This window comes from Mycobacterium sp. SM1, assembly GCF_018361265.1.
In the GTDB taxonomy this organism is placed as follows: Bacteria; Actinomycetota; Actinomycetes; order Mycobacteriales; family Mycobacteriaceae; genus Mycobacterium.
The window spans coordinates 219,112-237,362 of the sequence record NZ_JAFLNH010000003.1; the positions used below are offsets into that span (position 1 = coordinate 219,112).

The window sequence follows — 18,251 nt, forward strand, 5'->3', positions numbered from 1 at the left end:
CCGTCCCGCCGGGGGGCGGTGGCGGCCCGGATGCGGGGCCGGACCCCGGCCCGCGGGCCCGCCGCTCTCGAACCCCCTACCGCACCCGGAGGCCATCGCCATTCACGGCCGTAGTCCGGAAGTTCCACAGCCGTGCTCGACGGCGACATCGCCGGGTTCCGGTGGCCGCGATGGTGATCTCCCCGGCGCCCCTACGGGGGCAGGCGCCCGTGAAGAACTAGCCTGGAAAGAGTGCCAGATCCCGCCACCTACCGGCCCGCTCCCGGGTCGATCCCGGTCGAGCCGGGCGTCTACCGATTCCGGGACCAGCACGGCCGAGTCATCTACGTCGGCAAGGCCAAGAGCCTGCGCAGCCGCCTGACGTCCTACTTCGCCGACGTCGCGGGCCTGAGCCCGCGCACCCGCCAGATGGTGACCACCGCCGCCAAGGTCGAGTGGACGGTGGTCAAGACCGAGGTCGAGGCGCTGCAACTGGAATACAACTGGATCAAGGAGTTCGATCCACGGTTTAACGTCCGCTACCGCGACGATAAGTCCTACCCGGTGCTGGCGGTCACCCTGGGCGAGGAGTTCCCCCGCTTGATGGTGTACCGCGGCCCGCGGCGCAAGGGGGTGCGCTATTTCGGGCCGTACTCGCATGCCTGGGCGATCCGGGAAACCCTGGACCTGCTCACCCGGGTATTTCCGGCGCGAACCTGTTCGGCGGGGGTGTTCAAGCGGCACCAGCAGATCGACCGGCCATGCCTGCTCGGCTACATCGACAAATGCTCGGCACCCTGCGTCGGGCGGGTCAGCGCCGAGCAGCATCGCCGGATCGTGGAGGACTTCTGCGACTTCCTGTCCGGCAAGACCGACCGGTTCGCCCGCAGCTTGGAACGGCAGATGAACGCCGCCGCCGAGCAACTGGACTTTGAACGCGCCGCGCGACTGCGCGACGACCTGTCCGCGCTGAAGCGGGCGCTGGAGAAGCAGGCCGTGGTGCTCGGCGACGGCACCGACGCCGACGTGATGGCGTTCGTCCAGGACGAGCTGGAAGCGGCGGTGCAGGTGTTTCACGTCCGCGGCGGCCGGGTTCGGGGCCAGCGCGGCTGGATCGTCGAAAAGCCCAGTGATCCTGGCGATTCCGGTGAGGCCCGGTTGGTCGAGCAGTTTTTGACCCAGTTCTACGGCGAGCAGGCAGAGCTGGACGAGGCCGCCGACGGAGCCGCGAACCCGGTGCCCCGCGAGGTGCTGGTGCCCTGCCTGCCGCCCGACGCCGAGCAGTTGGCCGATTGGTTGTCGACACTGCGCGGCTCGCGGGTGGTGCTGCGGGTGCCGCGGCGCGGCGACAAACGGGCTCTGGCCGAAACAGTTGAGCGGAATGCGAAGGAGGCGCTCCAGCAACATAAATTGAGGCGTGCTGGGGACTTTAACGCCAGATCAGCTGCGCTGCAGAATATTCAGGAAGCGCTGGGACTGGCCGAGGCGCCGCTGCGAATCGAGTGCGTCGACATCAGCCATGTGCAGGGCACCGACGTGGTGGGCTCGCTGGTGGTGTTCGAGGACGGGCTGCCCCGCAAGTCAGACTACCGCCACTTCGCCATCCGTCAGGCCGCCGGGCAGGGCCGATCCGATGACGTCGCCTCCATCGCGGAGGTGACTCGGCGGCGTTTCCTGCGCCACCTACAAGACTCGGCTATTCCTGCACCTGAGGGGAAACCACGCAGGTTCGCCTACCCGCCGAATTTGTATGTCGTCGACGGCGGCGCTCCCCAAGTCAACGCTGCCGCTGCGGTGCTCGACGAACTCGGCATCACCGACGTCGCGGTGATCGGCTTGGCCAAACGCCTCGAAGAGGTGTGGGTGCCGTCCGAACCCGACCCGATCATCATGCCGCGCAACAGCGAGGGGCTCTTTCTGCTCCAGCGGGTCCGCGACGAAGCGCATCGATTCGCCATCAGCTATCACCGGAGCAAGCGGTCCAAACGGATGACCGCGTCGGCGCTGGACTCGGTGCCCGGGCTGGGCGAGCACCGTCGCAAGGCGCTGGTCCGCCATTTCGGATCGCTGGCGCGCCTGAAGGAGGCCACCGTCGACGAGATCACCACCGTTCCGGGAATCGGTGTCGCGACGGCGACGGCGGTGCTTGAGGCGTTGCGGGCCAATCCCGCCGGCGCGAACCCGACGGCGGATACGCGGCTCGCCGAACAGGCCTCCGGATGACGGGTCCGGCCACCGGCAAGCAGCCGGCCGACCAGTCCAGCACCGGGGCCGGCGCAACCGGGTCGGGTATCGACGTCGTCCTGGTGACGGGATTGTCTGGCGCCGGGCGTGGGACGGCCGCCAAGGTGCTCGAAGACCTCGGCTGGTATGTCGCCGACAACCTGCCGCCGCAACTGATCACCCGCATGGTCGACTTCGGGCTGGCGGCGGGTTCGCGCATCACCCAGCTGGTGGTGGTGATGGACGTGCGTTCTCGCGGGTTCACCGGTGACCTGGACTGGGTGCGCAACGACCTGGCCACCCGCAATATCACCCCCCGTGTCCTCTTCCTGGAGGCCACCGACGACGCGTTGGTGCGCCGTTTCGAGCAGAGTCGTCGCCGGCATCCGCTGCAGAGCGGGCAGACGTTGGCCGAAGGCATCGCCGCCGAACGCGAGATGCTGGCGTCGGTGCGCGCGACGGCCGACCTGATCATCGACACGTCGACGCTGTCGGTACGCGAGCTGCGAGAAAGCATCGAACGCGCATTCGGCGGCGAGGTGGTCGCGCACACCAGCGTGACGGTTGAATCCTTCGGCTTCAAGTACGGTCTACCGATGGACGCGGACATGGTGATGGACGTCCGGTTCTTGCCTAACCCGCACTGGGTGGACGAATTGCGGCCGCACACGGGTCAACACCCGGCGGTGCGCGACTATGTGCTCTGCCAGAGCGGCGCGGCCGAGTTCCTGGGCACCTACCATCGGTTGCTGTCCCTGGTCGTCGACGGCTATCGCAGGGAAGGGAAGCGCTACATGACCATTGCCATTGGCTGCACCGGCGGCAAGCATCGCAGCGTCGTGATCGCGGAGGAGCTGTCCCGGAGGTTGCAACCCGACCCGGCCCTGCGGGTGCGGGTGCTGCACCGGGATCTGGGCCGCGAATGAGCGTGGAGCACAGCCCTGGCATTGTCGCGCTGGGCGGCGGGCATGGCCTGTATGCGACATTGTCGGCGGCCCGCCGCCTGACCCCGCACGTCACCGCGGTGGTGACGGTCGCCGACGACGGCGGTTCCTCGGGACGGCTGCGCAACGAACTGGACATGGTGGTGCCGCCGGGGGACTTGCGAATGGCCTTGGCGGCGTTGGCGTCCGACAGTCCACACGGGCGGCTGTGGGCAACCATCTTGCAGCACCGGTTCGGCGGCAGCGGGGCACTGGCCGGACATCCGATCGGCAACCTGCTGCTGGCCGGTCTCAACGAGGTGCTGGCCGACCCGGTCGCCGCGCTCGATGAACTTGGTCGCATCCTCGGGGTCACCGGCAGGGTGTTGCCGATGTGCCCGATTGCCCTGCAGATCGAGGCCGATGTCGCCGGCTTGGAAGCCGACCCGCGGATTTTCCGGCTGATCCGCGGTCAGGTGGCAATCGCGACCACACCGGGCAAAGTGCGCCGGGTACGGTTGTTGCCCGCCGACCCGCCGGCCACTCGGCAGGCGGTGGACGCGATCATGGCCGCCGATCTGGTGGTGCTGGGCCCCGGATCGTGGTTCACCAGCGTGATCCCGCATGTGCTGGTGCCGGAACTGGCGGCGGCGCTGCAGGCCACCGCCGCCCGCCGTGCCCTGGTGCTCAACCTGGTGGCAGAGCCGGGGGAGACGGCCGGTTTCTCGGTGGAGCGTCATCTGCATGTGCTCGCCCAGCACGCCCCGGGCTTTACCGTCCACGACATCATCATCGACGCCGAGCGAGTGCCCAGTGAGCGGGAGCGGGAGCAACTGCGGCGCACCGCAACGTTATTCGAAGCCGAGGTGCACTTCGCCGACGTCTCCAGAGCTGGTACACCTTTACATGACCCGGCCAAGCTGGCGGCGGCGCTGGATGCGGTGCGGGCACCCGATGCCGGCCCGGCGTCGTCCGCGGTGCCCGCCTCGGCGCGCATCGACGGTGACGGCCAACAGCCTGGCGTGCCGGGAGCGGGAGATAGCGGGCCAAGGGGTGACGGCGCGTGGCGATGACGGCCGAAGTCAAAACCGAGTTGAGCCGCCTGGTGGTGACCTCGGTCAGCGCCCGGCGTGCCGAGGTGAGTTCTTTGCTGCGGTTTGCCGGTGGGTTGCATATCGCGGGCGGCCGTGTTGTCGTCGAGGCCGAGGTGGATTTGGCCAGCACCGCCCGGCGGCTGCGTAAGGAGATCTTCGAGCTGTACGGCTACAACGCGGTCGTGCATGTGCTGTCGGCCAGCGGGCTGCGCAAGCAGACGCGGTACGTGTTGCGGGTCGCCAACGAGGGGGAGGCGCTGGCCCGCCAGACCGGGCTGCTGGATGCGCGCGGGCGCCCGGTACGCGGTTTGCCCGCCCAGGTTGTCGGCGGCAGTATCGCTGATGCCGAAGCCGCTTGGCGGGGTGCGTTTTTGGCGCACGGCTCACTGACAGAGCCGGGACGCTCATCTGCGTTGGAGGTCAGTTGTCCCGGTCCAGAGGCCGCGATGGCGCTGGTGGGGGCGGCGCGCCGGCTGGGGATCAGCGCGAAGGCCCGCGAGGTGCGCGGCGCCGACCGGGTGGTGGTGCGTGACGGTGAGGCTATCGGGGCGCTGCTGACTCGGATGGGGGCCCAGGATACCCGGCTGGTCTGGGAGGAGCGCCGAAGGCGCCGGGAGGTGCGTGCGACGGCTAACCGGCTGGCCAACTTCGATGATGCCAATCTGCGCCGCTCCGCGCGGGCCGCGGTGGCTGCGGCCGCCCGGGTGGAGCGGGCCCTGGAGATCCTCGGCGACGGGGTGCCCGATCACCTGGCCGCCGCCGGCAAGCTGCGCATCGAGCACCGGCAGGCTTCCCTTGAAGAACTTGGGCGCCTGGCCGACCCGCCAATGACCAAAGATGCTGTGGCAGGTCGTATCCGGCGCCTATTGTCGATGGCGGACCGCAAGGCGAGGGTGGAGGGCATTCCCGACACCGAATCGGCGGTGACCCCTGACCTACTCGAAGACGCTTAAAGCGCGTTGAACCGCGTCGTCACCGATCAGGAAACGCTGTCCCACTGCTCGTCTTCGACACCGGGGATGCAATGGTAGGCGATGACCGGCGTCCCCGGGTTGGCCACCCCGCCATATATGTTGAGGCAGGGGCCGAGGGCGCTTGTGACCTGACCGTCGGGCTGGTGAGTCCAGCGCTGGTTGTTGGTGTTGGCCCGGCAGGGCGCGAGCACCACCGGGGTGTCATCCGCTGCGCCGCCGATGTTGACGCATTGCCCGGGGAAGGCCACACTTTCGATCTGACCGGACGAGTTGAACTCCCAGAGTTGCGACTTCGAGGCATTGCAGGGGTTGACCATCGTCGCGGTGCCGTTACCGTTCGGAGCGTCAAAGCACCAATTGCCTCCCAATCGGCTCTTCAACTGGACCGGCCCGGCGGCACTTGCCACACCAGCGCTGAGCAACGCAACCGCCAACACCGCGCCGACCGCCGCCGGGGCCTGGCGCGCGCCGCCTATCAACCGAGACAAAGGCGATAACGGCATTGGTTTCATCCTCTCTGGCTCTCTGGCAACCTCACAGCCACCACCGACACCCCCGCCGCATTCGCGAATGCGGTCATCCGCTGCGCCTGACGATCCAGATCCTCGAGCTGCATATGGGTGGAAACCCGGGCATACACAGCGGCGTTCCCGACCAGGGCGTGCTGCGAGTCAGGCATCACCACATGCCCCGAGTCATCGAGGTACGCGCCCTCAACCTTGCCCGCCCTACAGCGGATTATGCGCGATTATAAAGAACTAGTTGTCACACCGAAACCACCATGGCAAGGCGCTCAACGGCCCGATGCCTCGGGCGTCGGGAAGCCAGGTTGTGCCAAGATCGCCGACATGCTGACCCGAGAGCCCGGGCCCGAGCCCGGTGATACGTTCCCGGCGCGCCTCATCGCCTCGGCGCGCCTTATCGCCCACCGCAAAGCCGCCCCGCAGCGATGACTACCGCGGTTGTCGTCGGCGCCGGGCCCAACGGCCTGGCGGCCGCGATCTACCTGGCGCGCAACGGCGTCGAGGTGCAGGTGTTAGAGTCTGCCGACACCATCGGCGGGGGAGCGCGCTCGAGCGAGCTGACGGTGCCCGGGGTCATTCACGATCACTGCTCGGCGGTGCACCCGCTGGGAGCGGGCTCACCGGTTTGGGAGCAGTTCAACCTGCAACGCTACGGGTTGACCTGGAAATGGCCGGAGATCGACTGTGCGCACCCGCTGGACGACGGCACCGCGGGGGTGCTGTGGCGATCGCTCGAGCGGACCGCCGCCGGTCTAGGGTCCGACGGATCCCGGTGGCGTCGCGCCTTAGCCGACCTGGTGTCCGGTTTCGACGACTTGGCCCATGACCTCATGCGACCGGTGATCGCCATGCCACGCCACCCCATCCGGCTGGCGGCTTTCGGGTCGCGGGCCGTGCTTCCGGCCACGGTGATGGCCCGCTGGTTCGGCACCGAGCGGGGACGCGCCCTGTTCGGTGGCGCGGCCGCGCACATCTTCACCCGCCTGGACCGGCCGCTGACCGCGTCGTTGGCGTTGCTGTTGCTGGCCGGCGGGCACCGATACGGCTGGCCGGTCGCCGAAGGCGGATCGGGGTCGATCACCACCGCCCTGGCCGCCGCGCTGCACAACCATGGCGGCACCATCACCACCGGCGTCACCGTCACCAATCGCACCGATATCCCCGATGCCGACATCGTGATGCTCGATTTGAGCCCGGCCTCGGCGTTACGGCTCTACGGCGATCTCATGCCGGCCCGGATCCGGCGGTCCTATCAGCGCTACCGGGAAGGCTCGTCGGCGTTCAAGGTCGACTTCGCCATCGACGGTGACATCCCCTGGACCAACCCCGACTGCCGCCGGGCGGGCACCGTGCACCTCGGCGGCAGTTTCGCCGAGATCGCGCACAGCGAACGGCAACGGGCGGAAGGCCGGATGCCACAGCGCCCATTCGTGCTCGTCGGCCAGCAGTACCTGGCCGACCCGTCGCGCTCCGCCGGCGACATCAACCCGGTCTGGGCCTACGCGCACGTGCCGTTCGGCTACCGGGGCGACGCCACCGCCGCCGTCATCGATCAGATCGAGCGGTTTGCGCCGGGGTTTCGGGACCACATCATCGCCACGGTCAGCACATCCACTGCCGAGCTGCAGGCCGGTAACCCCAACTTCGTCGGCGGGGACATCATCGGCGGCGCCAATGACCGGTTGCAGCTCCTGTTTCGGCCCCGGGTGGCCCTCGACCCATACTTCATCGGCGTGCCGGGCGTTTACCTGTGCTCGCAATCCACCCCGCCGGGCGCGGGCGTGCACGGGCTGTGCGGCTACCACGCTGCGCACTCTGCGCTGCGCCGGCTGTCCGGGTGAGGCAGGCGCACGTGGCGGCGGGGCGGTAGACCGGGTTTGGGCCGGGCGCACGCCGGTTACCATCCATGCGGGCTCGAGGCCGGTCGGCAAACTACCATCTAGGCTGGCGGCGAGTTCAGCAGAGGCAGCAAGGAGACAGTCGTGACGGTCCGGCTAGGCATCAACGGGTTCGGCCGCATCGGTCGCAACTTCTATCGGGCGTTATTGGCGCAGCAGGCCCAGGGCGTTGGCACCGACATCGAGGTGGTGGCTGTCAACGACATCACCGACAACGCCACCCTGGCGCATTTACTCAAATTCGACTCCATTCTGGGCCGGCTGCCCCACAACGTCAGCCTGGAGGGGGAGAACACCATTGTCGTCGGCGACGCCAAAATCAAGGCGCTGGAGATCCGGGAAGGCCCGGCGGCGATGCCGTGGCGCGATCTGGGTGTCGATGTCGTCGTCGAGTCCACCGGCCGCTTCACCGATGCCGCCGCGGCCGAGGGTCACCTGCACGCCGGCGCGAAGAAGGTGATCATCTCGGCCCCGGCCACCAAGGCGGACATCACCATCGTGCCCGGTGTCAACGACGACAAGTACGACGGCAGCCAAAACATCATCTCTCTCGCGTCGTGCACGACGAACTGCCTGGCGCCACTGGCCAAGGTGCTCCATGACGAGTTCGGCATTGTGCGGGGCTTGATGACCACGGTCCACGCCTATACCCAAGACCAGAACCTGCAGGACGGGCCCCATCGGGACCTGCGGCGAGCCCGCGCTGCCGCGGTCAACATCGTGCCGACTTCCACGGGCGCCGCCAGGGCGATCGGGCTGGTGTTGCCCGAACTCAACGGCAAGCTTGACGGGTACGCGCTGCGGGTGCCGGTCGTTACCGGCTCGGTCACCGACCTGACCGCCGAGTTGTCCAAACCGGCCAGCGTCGAGCGGATCAACGCCGCGTACCGGGCCGCCGCCGAGGGCCGGCTCAAGGGCATCCTCAAGTACTATGACGCGCCGATCGTGTCGACCGACATCGTCACCGACCCCCACAGCTCGATCTTCGACGCCGGGTTGACCAAGGTGATCGCCACCCAGGCCAAGGTGGTGGCCTGGTACGACAACGAATGGGGCTACTCCAACCGCCTGGTTGACATGGTGGACCTGGTCGGCAAGTCCCTCTGACCATGAGCATCAAGTCACTCGACGACTTGCTGGCCGACGGGGTCTCGGACCGGGGCGTGCTGGTGCGCTCCGACTTGAACGTCCCCCTCGGTGACGGTGGCGCCATCGCCGATCCCGGTCGTATCGCAGCATCGGTGCCCACGCTGAGAACGCTGGTCAACGCCGGCGCCAAAGTGGTGGTCGCCGCACACCTGGGGCGTCCCACAGACGGCCCCGACCCGAAGTTGTCGTTGGCGCCGGTGGCCGCGGCCCTGGGCGAGCAATTGGGGCAGCCGGTGCAGCTCGCCGGCGACGTCGCGGGGCCCGACGCGCGGGCCCGCGCCGAGAGGCTGACCGCGGGTGACATCCTGTTGCTGGAGAACGTCCGCTTCGATCCGCGCGAGACCAGCAAGGACGACGCAGAGCGGCTGGCCCTTGCCCGGCAACTGGCCGACTTGGTCGGCGATGGCGGGGCTTTCGTGTCCGACGGGTTCGGGGTGGTGCACCGCAAGCAGGCTTCGGTCTACGATGTCGCCACCCTGCTGCCGCATTATGCCGGCGCGCTGGTGGCCGCCGAAGTCACAGTGCTGGAGCAGCTGACCAGCTCAACCCGGCGGCCCTACGCCGTGGTGTTGGGCGGGTCGAAGGTGTCCGACAAGCTCGGGGTGATCGAACAGCTGGCGACCAAGGCCGACAGCATCCTGATCGGTGGCGGCATGTGTTTCACATTTCTTGCCGCGCAGGGCTTTTCGGTAGGAAAGTCGCTTCTGGAGCACGAGATGGTGGATACCTGCAGTCGGCTGCTGGACACTTACGCCGATGTGCTGCGGCTCCCGGTCGACATTGTGGTGGCCGAGCGTTTCGCGGCCGACTCGCCATCGGAAACCGTAGCCGCAGAACGTATCCCGGACGACAAGATGGGCCTGGACATCGGACCGGGGTCGGTGACGCGGTTCGCCACGTTGTTGTTCAACGCGAAGACGATCTTCTGGAACGGACCGATGGGGGTGTTCGAATTCCCGGCGTTCGCCGCCGGCACCGCGGGTGTCGCCCAGGCGATCACCACCGCGACCGCCAAGGGCGCCTTCAGCGTGGTCGGCGGGGGTGACTCGGCGGCCGCGGTGCGCACCCTGGGCCTTCCCGAGAAGGCTTTCTCACACATCTCCACCGGCGGCGGCGCGTCGCTGGAATACCTTGAGGGCAAAACCCTGCCCGGCCTGGAGGTGTTGCGTGACGGCGCCGGACACCAAGGAGACTCGTGATCCGCAAGCCGCTGATCGCCGGTAACTGGAAGATGAACCTTAACCACTTCGAGGCGATCGCGCTGGTGCAAAAGATCGCGTTCTCGCTGCCGGATAAGTACTTCGACAAGGTGGACGTCGCGGTGCTGCCGCCGTTCACCGATCTGCGCAGCGTGCAAACCCTGGTCGACGGCGACAAGCTGCGGTTGTGCTACGGGGCGCAGGACCTTTCCCCACACGACTCGGGCGCTTACACCGGTGACATTAGCGGGGCCTTTCTGGCCAAGCTCGGTTGCACCTACGTCGTCGTCGGTCACTCCGAGCGACGCAGCTACCACTATGAGGACGACACGCTGGTGGCCGCCAAGGCAGCCGCGGGACTTAGGCACGGGCTGACCCCGATCGTCTGCATCGGCGAGCACCTGCAGGTTCGGGAAGCCGGTGACCACGTGACCCACAACCTTGAGCAGCTTCGCGGGTCGCTGGCCGGGTTGTCGGCTCAGCAAATCGGCGCCGTCGTCATCGCCTACGAGCCGGTCTGGGCAATCGGAACCGGGCGGGTGGCCGGTGCGGCCGACGCCCAAGAGGTGTGCGCGGCCATCCGCGACGAACTCCGGACACTGGCGTCGCCGCAGGTTGCCGAGAGCGTGCGGGTGCTCTACGGCGGATCGGTCAACGCGCAGAACATCGGCGACATCGTCGCTCAAGCCGACATCGACGGCGCGCTGGTGGGCGGGGCGTCGCTGGACGGGGAGCAATTCGCAACCCTGTGCGCCGTCGCGGCCGGCGGGCCGCTGCCGTAGCCGGCGAAACGGCGAAAGCGGCACCGTTGATGGGTGCCGAAGCGGAGCCTACCTGGCCGTGCCGCCGGCCTTTCCCGGTTGCCGGCGCCGGACCCCCATTCGGTCCAGACCCCGATTCGGTAAGGTGACGGGCATGGAGTTGGCGCTGCAGATCATCCTGGTCATCACCAGTGTGCTGGTGGTGTTGCTGGTGCTGCTGCACCGCGCCAAGGGTGGCGGCTTGTCGACACTATTCGGCGGCGGCGTGCAATCGGCCCTGTCGGGCTCGACGGTGGTGGAGAAGAACCTCGACCGGTTGACCTATTTCGTCACCGGAATCTGGCTGGTCGCCATCATCGGCATGGCCCTGTTGATCAAGTACCGCTGATCCGTCGCGCCCCGTGGCGTTACGGGCTGGTCACGTGGCATGCAAACACGGGTTGAGAACAGCTGGTGATTTTGTTGGCCGGTAGCGGTCGGCCGGTTGTTGTCGGACTTGTTTGAGAGTATGTGACTGCTGGACTCTCGCCGGTCTGGGTTCGGATGGTTTTGTTGGTCATTGTTGGCCATGGTGGTGGTGCGTTCGATGCGTGATGGAGGAAATGCGATGAGCGCGAAGGTTGTCGTCAGCGCCTCGCTGTCCAGCAGCTATGACAGGCGGTATGTCGTCGTCGACGAGGCGACCGGTGAGGTGCTCGATGATGCTCAGGGCTACGGATACAAGACCGCGCAAAACGCGCACCGCGCACACTCCTTTAAGTCGATGTCGGCGAAGAAGAAGCGCGAGCGCGCCGCGGCGAAACGACGTGTGCAGCGTTGGTGTGGGCAGCGCCCAGAATTCGTGCAGCACCTCGAACAGGCGGCGTTCTACGCGATCAAGGACGGCGAGAACGTCACCGCAGCGGATGTGCGGGCGATGCTGGCCGAAGATGGCCTCGAATTGCCTTTTCCGGTCGAAGACCTGATGAGGCATTGGTGACATGGCTCATCGTGGCCCTGATGATTATGTGTCGGCGACCGCGGCGGCCTACCGGTTGGGGGTGTCGACGCGTACGTTGCGCCGCTACACCCAACAGGGCCGGTTGCCCGATGCCCGCAGTGCTGGTGGGCGACGGATCTTCCGGGTCGGCGACCTCGATGCCCTCACGCGTAAACCTCCAACAGGCACGGCTGTTGGGTACGCGCGGGTGTCGTCGCGGCGGCAGCAGGCTGAAGGTGGCCTCGATCGGCAGGTCGCGCGACTACAGGAACATGGCATCGATTTGATCGTGTTTGCCGATGTCGCGTCTGGGTTGGCGGACCGCCGGGCGGGGCTGGGTAAAGCGTTGAGCGAGTGCATGAAACCTGGTGTGGATCGGCTGGTGGTGGAGCATCCTGATCGGTTGGCGCGGTTCGGGGTCGGGGTGATCGAACACTTGTTGGCCGGCTATGGGGTGTCGGTGGTCTACACCGGCCGGCCTGAGAATGAGTCGGCTGAATCAGAGCTGGCGCGCGACATGCTGGCCATCGTGACCAGCTTCGCCGGCCGACTGTACGGGCAGCGCTCAGCGAAGACGAAGCGGCTACGGGCCGCGGTGTCAGCTGAAACCGAATCCGGTGATGCGGCATGACCGATCGTGAGTTGCGCGCGTGGCGCGGGGTGAAGCCGGTCGCTGCACCGGTGGGCGTGGCGATCAGCACCCGGGTGCGCACGACATCGCAGGACGATCAGGTGTTAGAGCGTGTGGCTGAGCATCTAGGCCGGTTGCGGCGCGCTGATCTGGCTGTGGTGTCTCGGCCCGGGCCGGTCGACGCGGCGCTGAACGCCGGCGAGCGGCGACAGCTGCGTCGGGATCGGTTGAATACCCGCAAGAAAGGGTTGACTGCGGCGTCGTCGGCGCGGTGGGCTAATGCGATCATCGCCGCCAATGATGATCGGGTCCGCCGGGCCCGCGATGCCCAGTACCGCCATGGGGCGGGGTTACGGGCGGCGATCGCCACCATCGAGGCGCGTCTAGCGGCGCCGACCGCGGACATGCTGTCCGTCGCTGAGCGTAAGGCCCGCCGAAAAGCCAAGGCCGCCAGGGGGTATGCCAACCAAGCTGAACGTTTCCAGAAGCAACGTCGGCTGCGGCATCTACGGGGCGAGCTGGCCCGGGTGCAACGGGATCAGGCCGCCGGTGTGGTGCATGTGGTGGAGGGCGGTAAACGCCTGGCTGCGACGCGCCATCACCTCGACAAGGCGGGTCTGACCGAAGCGCAGTGGCGCCGGCGGTGGCAGGCATCCCGGTGGCGAATCGGGGCGAACGGCTCGCCCGATGAACCGTTCGGGAATCTCACGATCACAGTGACCCCGGCCGGGCAGGTCAGTATTCGGTTGCCGAAACCGTTGGAACACTTCGCGAACGCCCCACGAGGCCGTTACGTCCTCTCCGGCAGCGCGGTGTTCGCGCACCGCGGCGGTGAATGGGTCCAGCGGATCATCGGCGCTAACTCGGTGTCCTACGCGATCAGCCGCAAACCCGGCAGGGCTGGGGTGTATCTAACCGCGGCGTGGGCGATCCCGTCTGTGCCGTACTGGGTAGGCCGCGACAATTGCGCAGTCGGCGACGACGTCTACGCCATCGGGTCGGTGGTGGGAGTGGATCTCAACGATGGGCACCTGGCGGTGCGCCGGCTGGACGCCCACGGCAACCCCGTGGGTGCGCCCAGGCGGATCGACATCGACCTCACCGGGTCGGCGTCGCGGCGTGACGCCCAGGTCCGCCACGCCATCACCGCGCTGATCAAGTACACGCGCCGCCACGGTGTTGCGACGATCGCGGTGGAGGACCTCGACTTCGCCGACGCCAGGATGAGCGGGCGGGAAACTATGGGCCGCGGCGCACGCGGGAAACGGTTCCGCCACACCGTGATATCACGCATCCCGACCGCGGTGTTCCGCAACAGGCTCGCAGCCATGGCTGACCGTGCCGGCATCGAACTACTGGCGGTTAATCCCGCCTACAGCAGCATTTGGGGCGCCCAACACTGGCAGCGCCCCTACCCCAACGTCACCCGACACCAGGCAGCAGCCACCGTGATCGGGCGTCGCGCCCAAGGCTTTTCAGCCCGGCGGCGGGAAGGTGTGACACCACAGCGACCAGAGGATCATGTGGTGAGAGCTACCAACCAGGCCGGGCCCGACAGCCGACAGGTGACCACCGGTAGCCGCCACCGACCAAGGACGCGAGAAACCGAATCTCGCCCACCTTGCCGGAACGTACGCGGTGATCCGGGCCGGGCAACCGTTACCCCGGCACAGTTGGCCAACAACGACCAACTACGTTTGTAACGGTTGACGCTTACCGTCCGCGGTCGGCGTTTGACGAGATGCCCGGGCGCACTCGGCGGCAGTCAAGGTGAATAGCCCGATGACCACCGGCCGAATATCAAGGCGAATTTCAGGGTGATCGATCACGCGACGGCGGGGCGCTCGGATCGGGCAGGCTCGCGCGGTTTCGCATCGATGATGATCGGCGTCCCGGCCCCTGCGTCGCGGCCGAAGCGGCGCAGCCGCAGCGAGTTGGTCACGACGCTGACCGAGGAGAATCCCATCGCCGCGCCCGCAATGATCGGGTTGAGCAGGCCCAGCGCGGCCAGGGGGATGGCGGCGGTGTTGTAGCCGAACGCCCACCCCAGGTTTTGGTGGATGGTGCGCAGGGTGCGCCGGGAGAGCTGGATCGCGCGCACGACACCGTCGAGCCGGTCGGACATCAGGGTGATGTCGGAGGCCTCGATGGCCACATCGGTGCCGGTGCCGATCGCGATGCCCAGATCGGCCTGCACCAGCGCGGGGGCGTCGTTGACGCCGTCGCCGACCATCGCCACCCGCCGGCCCTCCTGTTGCAGCCGGCGGATCTCGCTGACCTTGTCTTGGGGCAACACCTCGGCCAGCACCCGCTCGATACCCAGCTGCCCGGCGATCGCGGCCGCCGTGCGGGCGTTATCGCCGGTGATCATGGCGACCTGCAGCCCCATGGCGTGCAGCCGGCGCACCACGGCGGCGGCCTCGTCTTTGACGGTGTCGGCCACCGCGAGCACCCCCACAACCCGCCCGTCATAGCCGACGAACACCGCGGTGCGGCCCTGTTCTTCGAGTGCTGTGGCCGCCGCCGCGAGGTGCTCAGGGAGAACCAAATCGTGTTCGTCGACGAGCTTGCGCCGCCCGACCAGCACCGGCTTGCCGTCGATTTCGGCACGCACTCCGTGCCCCGCGCGGTTGGCGAAACCCGTGGCCGCGGGGATCGCCAGCCCCCGCTGGCGGGCGGCCGCCACGATCGCCGCCCCGATGGGATGCTCCGAGCCCGACTCCGCCGCGGCGGCCACCCGCAACACCAGATCGGCCTTCTGGCCCCGCTCGGGGATCACCTCGATGAGCTGCATCCGCCCGCGGGTGAGGGTGCCGGTCTTGTCGAACACCACGGTGTCGATCCTCTTGGAGCCCTCCAGCACCTCGGCGCCTTTGATCAAAATCCCCAGATCCGCGCCCCGGCCGGTGCCGACCATGATCGCGGTGGGGGTGGCCAGCCCCAGCGCGCACGGGCAGGCGATGATCAGCACCGCGACCGCCGCGGTCATGCCGGCGAGCGGATTGGCGGCCAACAGCGTCCACCCGGCAAACGTCGCGACTGCCGCACCGACGACGGCGGGCACGAATACCGCCGAGACCCGATCGGCCAACCGTTGTATGGGAGCTTTCCCGCCCTGTGCCTGCTCGACCAGGCGCACGATCTGCGCCAGCGCGGTATCGGAGCCCACGGCGGTGGCCCGCACGGTCAGCAGCCCATCGGTGTTGAGGGTCGCCCCGGCGACATGATCGCCCACCACTTTCTCCACCGGCACCGACTCGCCGGTGAGCATCGACTCGTCCACCGCGGCGCGCCCGTCGATGACCTCACCGTCGACGGGGATCTTCTCCCCCGGGCGCACCCGCACCAGGTCTCCGACCTGCACCCGTTCCACCGGCACGAGGACTTCGTGGCCGTCCACGAGCAGACAGGCCTCCTTGGCGCCCATCTCCAGCAGCTTGCCGATCGCCTCGGAGGCCTTACCGGTGGCTCGGGCCTCGAAATAGCGGCCCAGCACTACGAATGCGATGATCAGCGCCGCGGTGTCGAAGAACAACGGCCCCCCGGCGAACAGCTGATAGGTGGAGTAGCCGAACGCGGTCAGCGTGCCCAGTGCGATCAGCGTGTCCATGTTGGCCGACCGTGCCCGCGCCTGCTGCACGGCCCCCTTGAGAAATGGCCAGCCGGCCACGAATTGCACGGGTGCCGTCGCGGCGAACGCCACCCACCCCGCCCAGGGGGAGGCACCGAACAGCATCGCCGACGCCAGCGCAACCAACCCCAACGGCAAGGCCAGCCACACCCGCCGCAACCACCGCCGCTGCACGCTCCTACTATCTTGGCTCGTCGACCCGGAGCAGGAGGCTGATGACCCCTGCCGACAGCCGCTGCCCTCCACTGGTTGGCCGGCCGTGTCGACGTCGAGCCCGCGGCCCAGCAAGCGAAGGATTCCGCCGGTGATTTTCTGCACCACGCTGCTATCGCGCGCGCCGGGCGAATGCGGGGCACGTGTGGGCACCAATTCTGCCGGGATGTCGCGAGCATCGGCGATCGCGGACACGATGGCCGGCGCGTCACAGCTTCCGGGTGAATACCAGACCACCACCGATGCTGTTCGCGGATAGGCATATACCGCGCGCACACCGGGCACCTTGGCGACCCTGTCCTCGATCGCGACGGCGCGAACCGCGTCAATCTCAAACCCGGCGGCGCGCACATGCATCCGGCCCGCCGCGTCGGACAGGACTTTTAGCGTGAACTCGGCATTAGGGCGGGTTTGCGTGGCAAGCATCATCGGCCTCGCTGACTTTCATCCGGGGTCTCATCCGCCGGTGGCGGCGCAACGTGTGCCCCCGTTCGCGCTGCCGCCTCGGCCAGCACGTCCGCCGTCGCCAATCGCGCTTTCTCGGCGGCTTCTTTGGCCATGCGCTCGGTTGCACGCGCAGCCCGCAGCCCCAAAGCGGCGGCGCTAACCGTCATCTTCCGCCATGGCGCCTTCGCCAAAACTTCTACGGCCGCAACACCCACCATCCCGGTCACCACCGAGGACACCGTCGTGCTCCACAGTCCGGTCCTCGACGATAATGCTCGCCGAGGTAGCTGCCCGCGACGCGGGCGTCGCGCACCGGCTCCGGCGTGTCCATGCCGTGTCATCTCGAATGCTCCCTTTCATAGGCTCATAGGCGCGGCCGGCTACCGTGCACACGGGCGGCCGGTGGATTTACGGCGGCAGGTTTGCATCCTGCTCATGCATGTAGGATACCCCGGTGGGGTATTTAGTCAAGCGGGCGTGTCGATGCCTGACTGGAGGTTGGAATCGCCGTCCAGACCGTATTGACCAAGTGTGAACAACTCGCGCGATAGCCAGCAAGATTGGGCCAGTTGACCGCCAGTGTCGTTTCTCCGCTGCACAATTGCCTTGCTTAGCGTGCTGAGGTCGAATGCGGCAGCGGCGTCGGGGAGGCTACCCGAGCGAGGTCTTTGCCAGGGGGCCGCAGGGATTTTATCCCGGTGCCGCCGGATGGCCGTGTGGCGCAGCGTTGATTGCGTTATGCGCTTAGCCCGTGTGACGACGGCCTTCATCCGCTCGGCGCCCCGCTGAGGCCCGACGTACCGCAGCCCCTCAGTGCCTGTGCAGGCGGGTTTATCTGTCGCGGCCGTGCCGTCCGCCCAGGTACGGAAAACGGGGCTCACCGCCGAGCCGGGCCGCTGCCTCGGTGTCGAGGAGCCAGACCGTTTTCTCGCGTCCTACCGCTCCGGCGGCCGGCACCGCCACCGGGTCGGCACCACCGAGTGCCGCGGCCACCGCCTCGGATTTCTCCGACCCGGACACCAACAGCCATACCTCGCGGGAGCACTGAATCGCCGGCAGTGTCAACGTGATTCGTTGTGGAGGTGGTTTCGGGGAGTCGACAACGCCCAGCACCATCCTGGTGGTTTCGCGTACCGCGGCACTGTGCGGGAACAGCGAGTTGACGTGACCCTCGGGTCCAACGCCCAGCAGGTGAACGTCGAAATTAGGCGCGGGATCGCCCGGCCGAGCGTTAGCGGCCAAAACCTGCTCGTAGGCCAGTGCGGCGGCGGCAAGATTACCGCCGAACTCGCCGTCGCTGGCCGCCATCGCATGCACATTGCCCGCCGGGATATCGATGTGATCAAGCAAAGCCTCCCGAGCCTGCTTCTCGTTGCGCTGCTCGTCGTCTCGGGGCACAAAGCGTTCGTCCCCCCAGAATATGTGCACCTTCGACCAGTCGACCCGGAGCGTCTGCCCGCCGAGGTGCCGAAGCAACGCAGTGCCGTTGCTCCCACCGGTGAGCACAATGAGCGCTTTCCCTCGTGCCGATACCGCACCTTCGATGGCGCCGGCCAACCGCTTACCCGCAACTGCGACAAGTGTGCCGCTGTCCGGATAGGTCTCGACGACGGTGCTCATGAGGCG

17 protein-coding genes are annotated in these 18,251 nt (G+C 67.6%); 12 read left to right on the forward strand and 5 right to left on the reverse strand.

The annotated features are described in order from the left end of the window. The first annotated feature begins 231 nt into the window (after positions 1–231). From uvrC to whiA, 4 genes are read left to right on the forward strand one after another with little or no spacing between them, the layout of a single operon-like run. Positions 232–2,202 (forward strand): excinuclease ABC subunit UvrC, encoded by a 1,971-nt coding sequence (gene uvrC, locus MSM1_RS14235; protein ID WP_213443360.1) that lies wholly within the window; start codon positions 232–234, stop codon positions 2,200–2,202. Continuing rightward, on the forward strand, positions 2,199–3,128 hold the full coding sequence (gene rapZ / locus MSM1_RS14240) for an RNase adapter RapZ (RefSeq protein WP_236056390.1): 930 nt from the start codon (positions 2,199–2,201) through the stop codon (positions 3,126–3,128). Before uvrC ends, rapZ begins: the two co-directional genes overlap by 4 nt. Next, entirely contained in the window at positions 3,125–4,198 is a 1,074-nt protein-coding gene (yvcK, locus tag MSM1_RS14245; RefSeq protein ID WP_213443362.1) for a uridine diphosphate-N-acetylglucosamine-binding protein YvcK, read from the forward strand. The genes rapZ and yvcK overlap by 4 nt, the downstream gene beginning before the upstream one ends. Next, a complete protein-coding gene (whiA, locus tag MSM1_RS14250; RefSeq protein ID WP_213443364.1) occupies positions 4,195–5,172 on the forward strand; it encodes a DNA-binding protein WhiA in 978 nt (325 codons plus the stop codon). Before yvcK ends, whiA begins: the two co-directional genes overlap by 4 nt. Positions 5,173–5,198: 26 nt before the next feature. Here the strand turns inward: whiA and MSM1_RS14255 are convergent, their stop codons facing one another. Beyond that, entirely contained in the window at positions 5,199–5,696 is a 498-nt protein-coding gene (locus MSM1_RS14255) for an RICIN domain-containing protein (protein WP_213443366.1), read from the reverse strand. Between the two features lie 5 nt (positions 5,697–5,701). Beyond that, entirely contained in the window at positions 5,702–5,872 is a 171-nt protein-coding gene (locus MSM1_RS14260) for a recombinase family protein (protein WP_213443368.1), read from the reverse strand. A 270-nt stretch (positions 5,873–6,142) separates the two neighbouring features. Here MSM1_RS14260 and MSM1_RS14265 point away from each other — a divergent pair, with 270 nt between their 5' ends. The 8 genes from MSM1_RS14265 to MSM1_RS14300 all read left to right on the forward strand — a co-directional run bounded on the left by MSM1_RS14265 (position 6,143) and on the right by MSM1_RS14300 (position 14,037). Continuing rightward, a complete protein-coding gene (locus MSM1_RS14265) occupies positions 6,143–7,558 on the forward strand; it encodes an NAD(P)/FAD-dependent oxidoreductase (RefSeq protein WP_213443371.1) in 1,416 nt (471 codons plus the stop codon). 141 nt (positions 7,559–7,699) lie between these two features. Then, positions 7,700–8,722, forward strand: a complete 1,023-nt coding sequence (gene gap / locus MSM1_RS14270) for a type I glyceraldehyde-3-phosphate dehydrogenase (protein ID WP_213443373.1) — start codon at positions 7,700–7,702, stop codon at positions 8,720–8,722. A gap of 2 nt (positions 8,723–8,724) precedes the next feature. Next, a complete protein-coding gene (gene pgk, locus MSM1_RS14275) occupies positions 8,725–9,963 on the forward strand; it encodes a phosphoglycerate kinase (protein ID WP_213443375.1) in 1,239 nt (412 codons plus the stop codon). Then, a complete protein-coding gene (gene tpiA, locus MSM1_RS14280; protein WP_213443377.1) occupies positions 9,960–10,745 on the forward strand; it encodes a triose-phosphate isomerase in 786 nt (261 codons plus the stop codon). Before pgk ends, tpiA begins: the two co-directional genes overlap by 4 nt. Before the next feature lie 133 nt (positions 10,746–10,878). After that, a complete protein-coding gene (secG, locus tag MSM1_RS14285; protein ID WP_213443379.1) occupies positions 10,879–11,112 on the forward strand; it encodes a preprotein translocase subunit SecG in 234 nt (77 codons plus the stop codon). 219 nt (positions 11,113–11,331) lie between these two features. Then, positions 11,332–11,703 carry a hypothetical protein gene (locus MSM1_RS14290; RefSeq protein ID WP_213443381.1) on the forward strand — a complete coding sequence of 124 codons (372 nt, stop codon included), beginning with the start codon at positions 11,332–11,334 and terminating at the stop codon, positions 11,701–11,703. A gap of 1 nt (position 11,704) precedes the next feature. After that, positions 11,705–12,334 carry an IS607 family transposase gene (locus MSM1_RS14295; RefSeq protein WP_213443383.1) on the forward strand — a complete coding sequence of 210 codons (630 nt, stop codon included), beginning with the start codon at positions 11,705–11,707 and terminating at the stop codon, positions 12,332–12,334. Next, positions 12,331–14,037, forward strand: coding sequence for a hypothetical protein (locus tag MSM1_RS14300; RefSeq protein WP_213443386.1), 1,707 nt, complete (start codon positions 12,331–12,333; stop codon positions 14,035–14,037). The genes MSM1_RS14295 and MSM1_RS14300 overlap by 4 nt, the downstream gene beginning before the upstream one ends. A 122-nt stretch (positions 14,038–14,159) precedes the next feature. Here the strand turns inward: MSM1_RS14300 and MSM1_RS14305 are convergent, their stop codons facing one another. The 3 genes from MSM1_RS14305 to pgl form a co-directional block, all read right to left on the reverse strand. After that, on the reverse strand, positions 14,160–16,535 hold the full coding sequence (locus MSM1_RS14305) for a copper-translocating P-type ATPase (protein ID WP_213444452.1): 2,376 nt from the start codon (positions 16,533–16,535) through the stop codon (positions 14,160–14,162). 68 nt (positions 16,536–16,603) lie between these two features. Next, entirely contained in the window at positions 16,604–16,966 is a 363-nt protein-coding gene (locus tag MSM1_RS14310) for a DUF1490 family protein (RefSeq protein WP_213443387.1), read from the reverse strand. A 490-nt stretch (positions 16,967–17,456) separates the two neighbouring features. Continuing rightward, a complete protein-coding gene (pgl, locus tag MSM1_RS14315; protein WP_213443389.1) occupies positions 17,457–18,245 on the reverse strand; it encodes a 6-phosphogluconolactonase in 789 nt (262 codons plus the stop codon). Positions 18,246–18,251 lie beyond the last annotated feature (6 nt).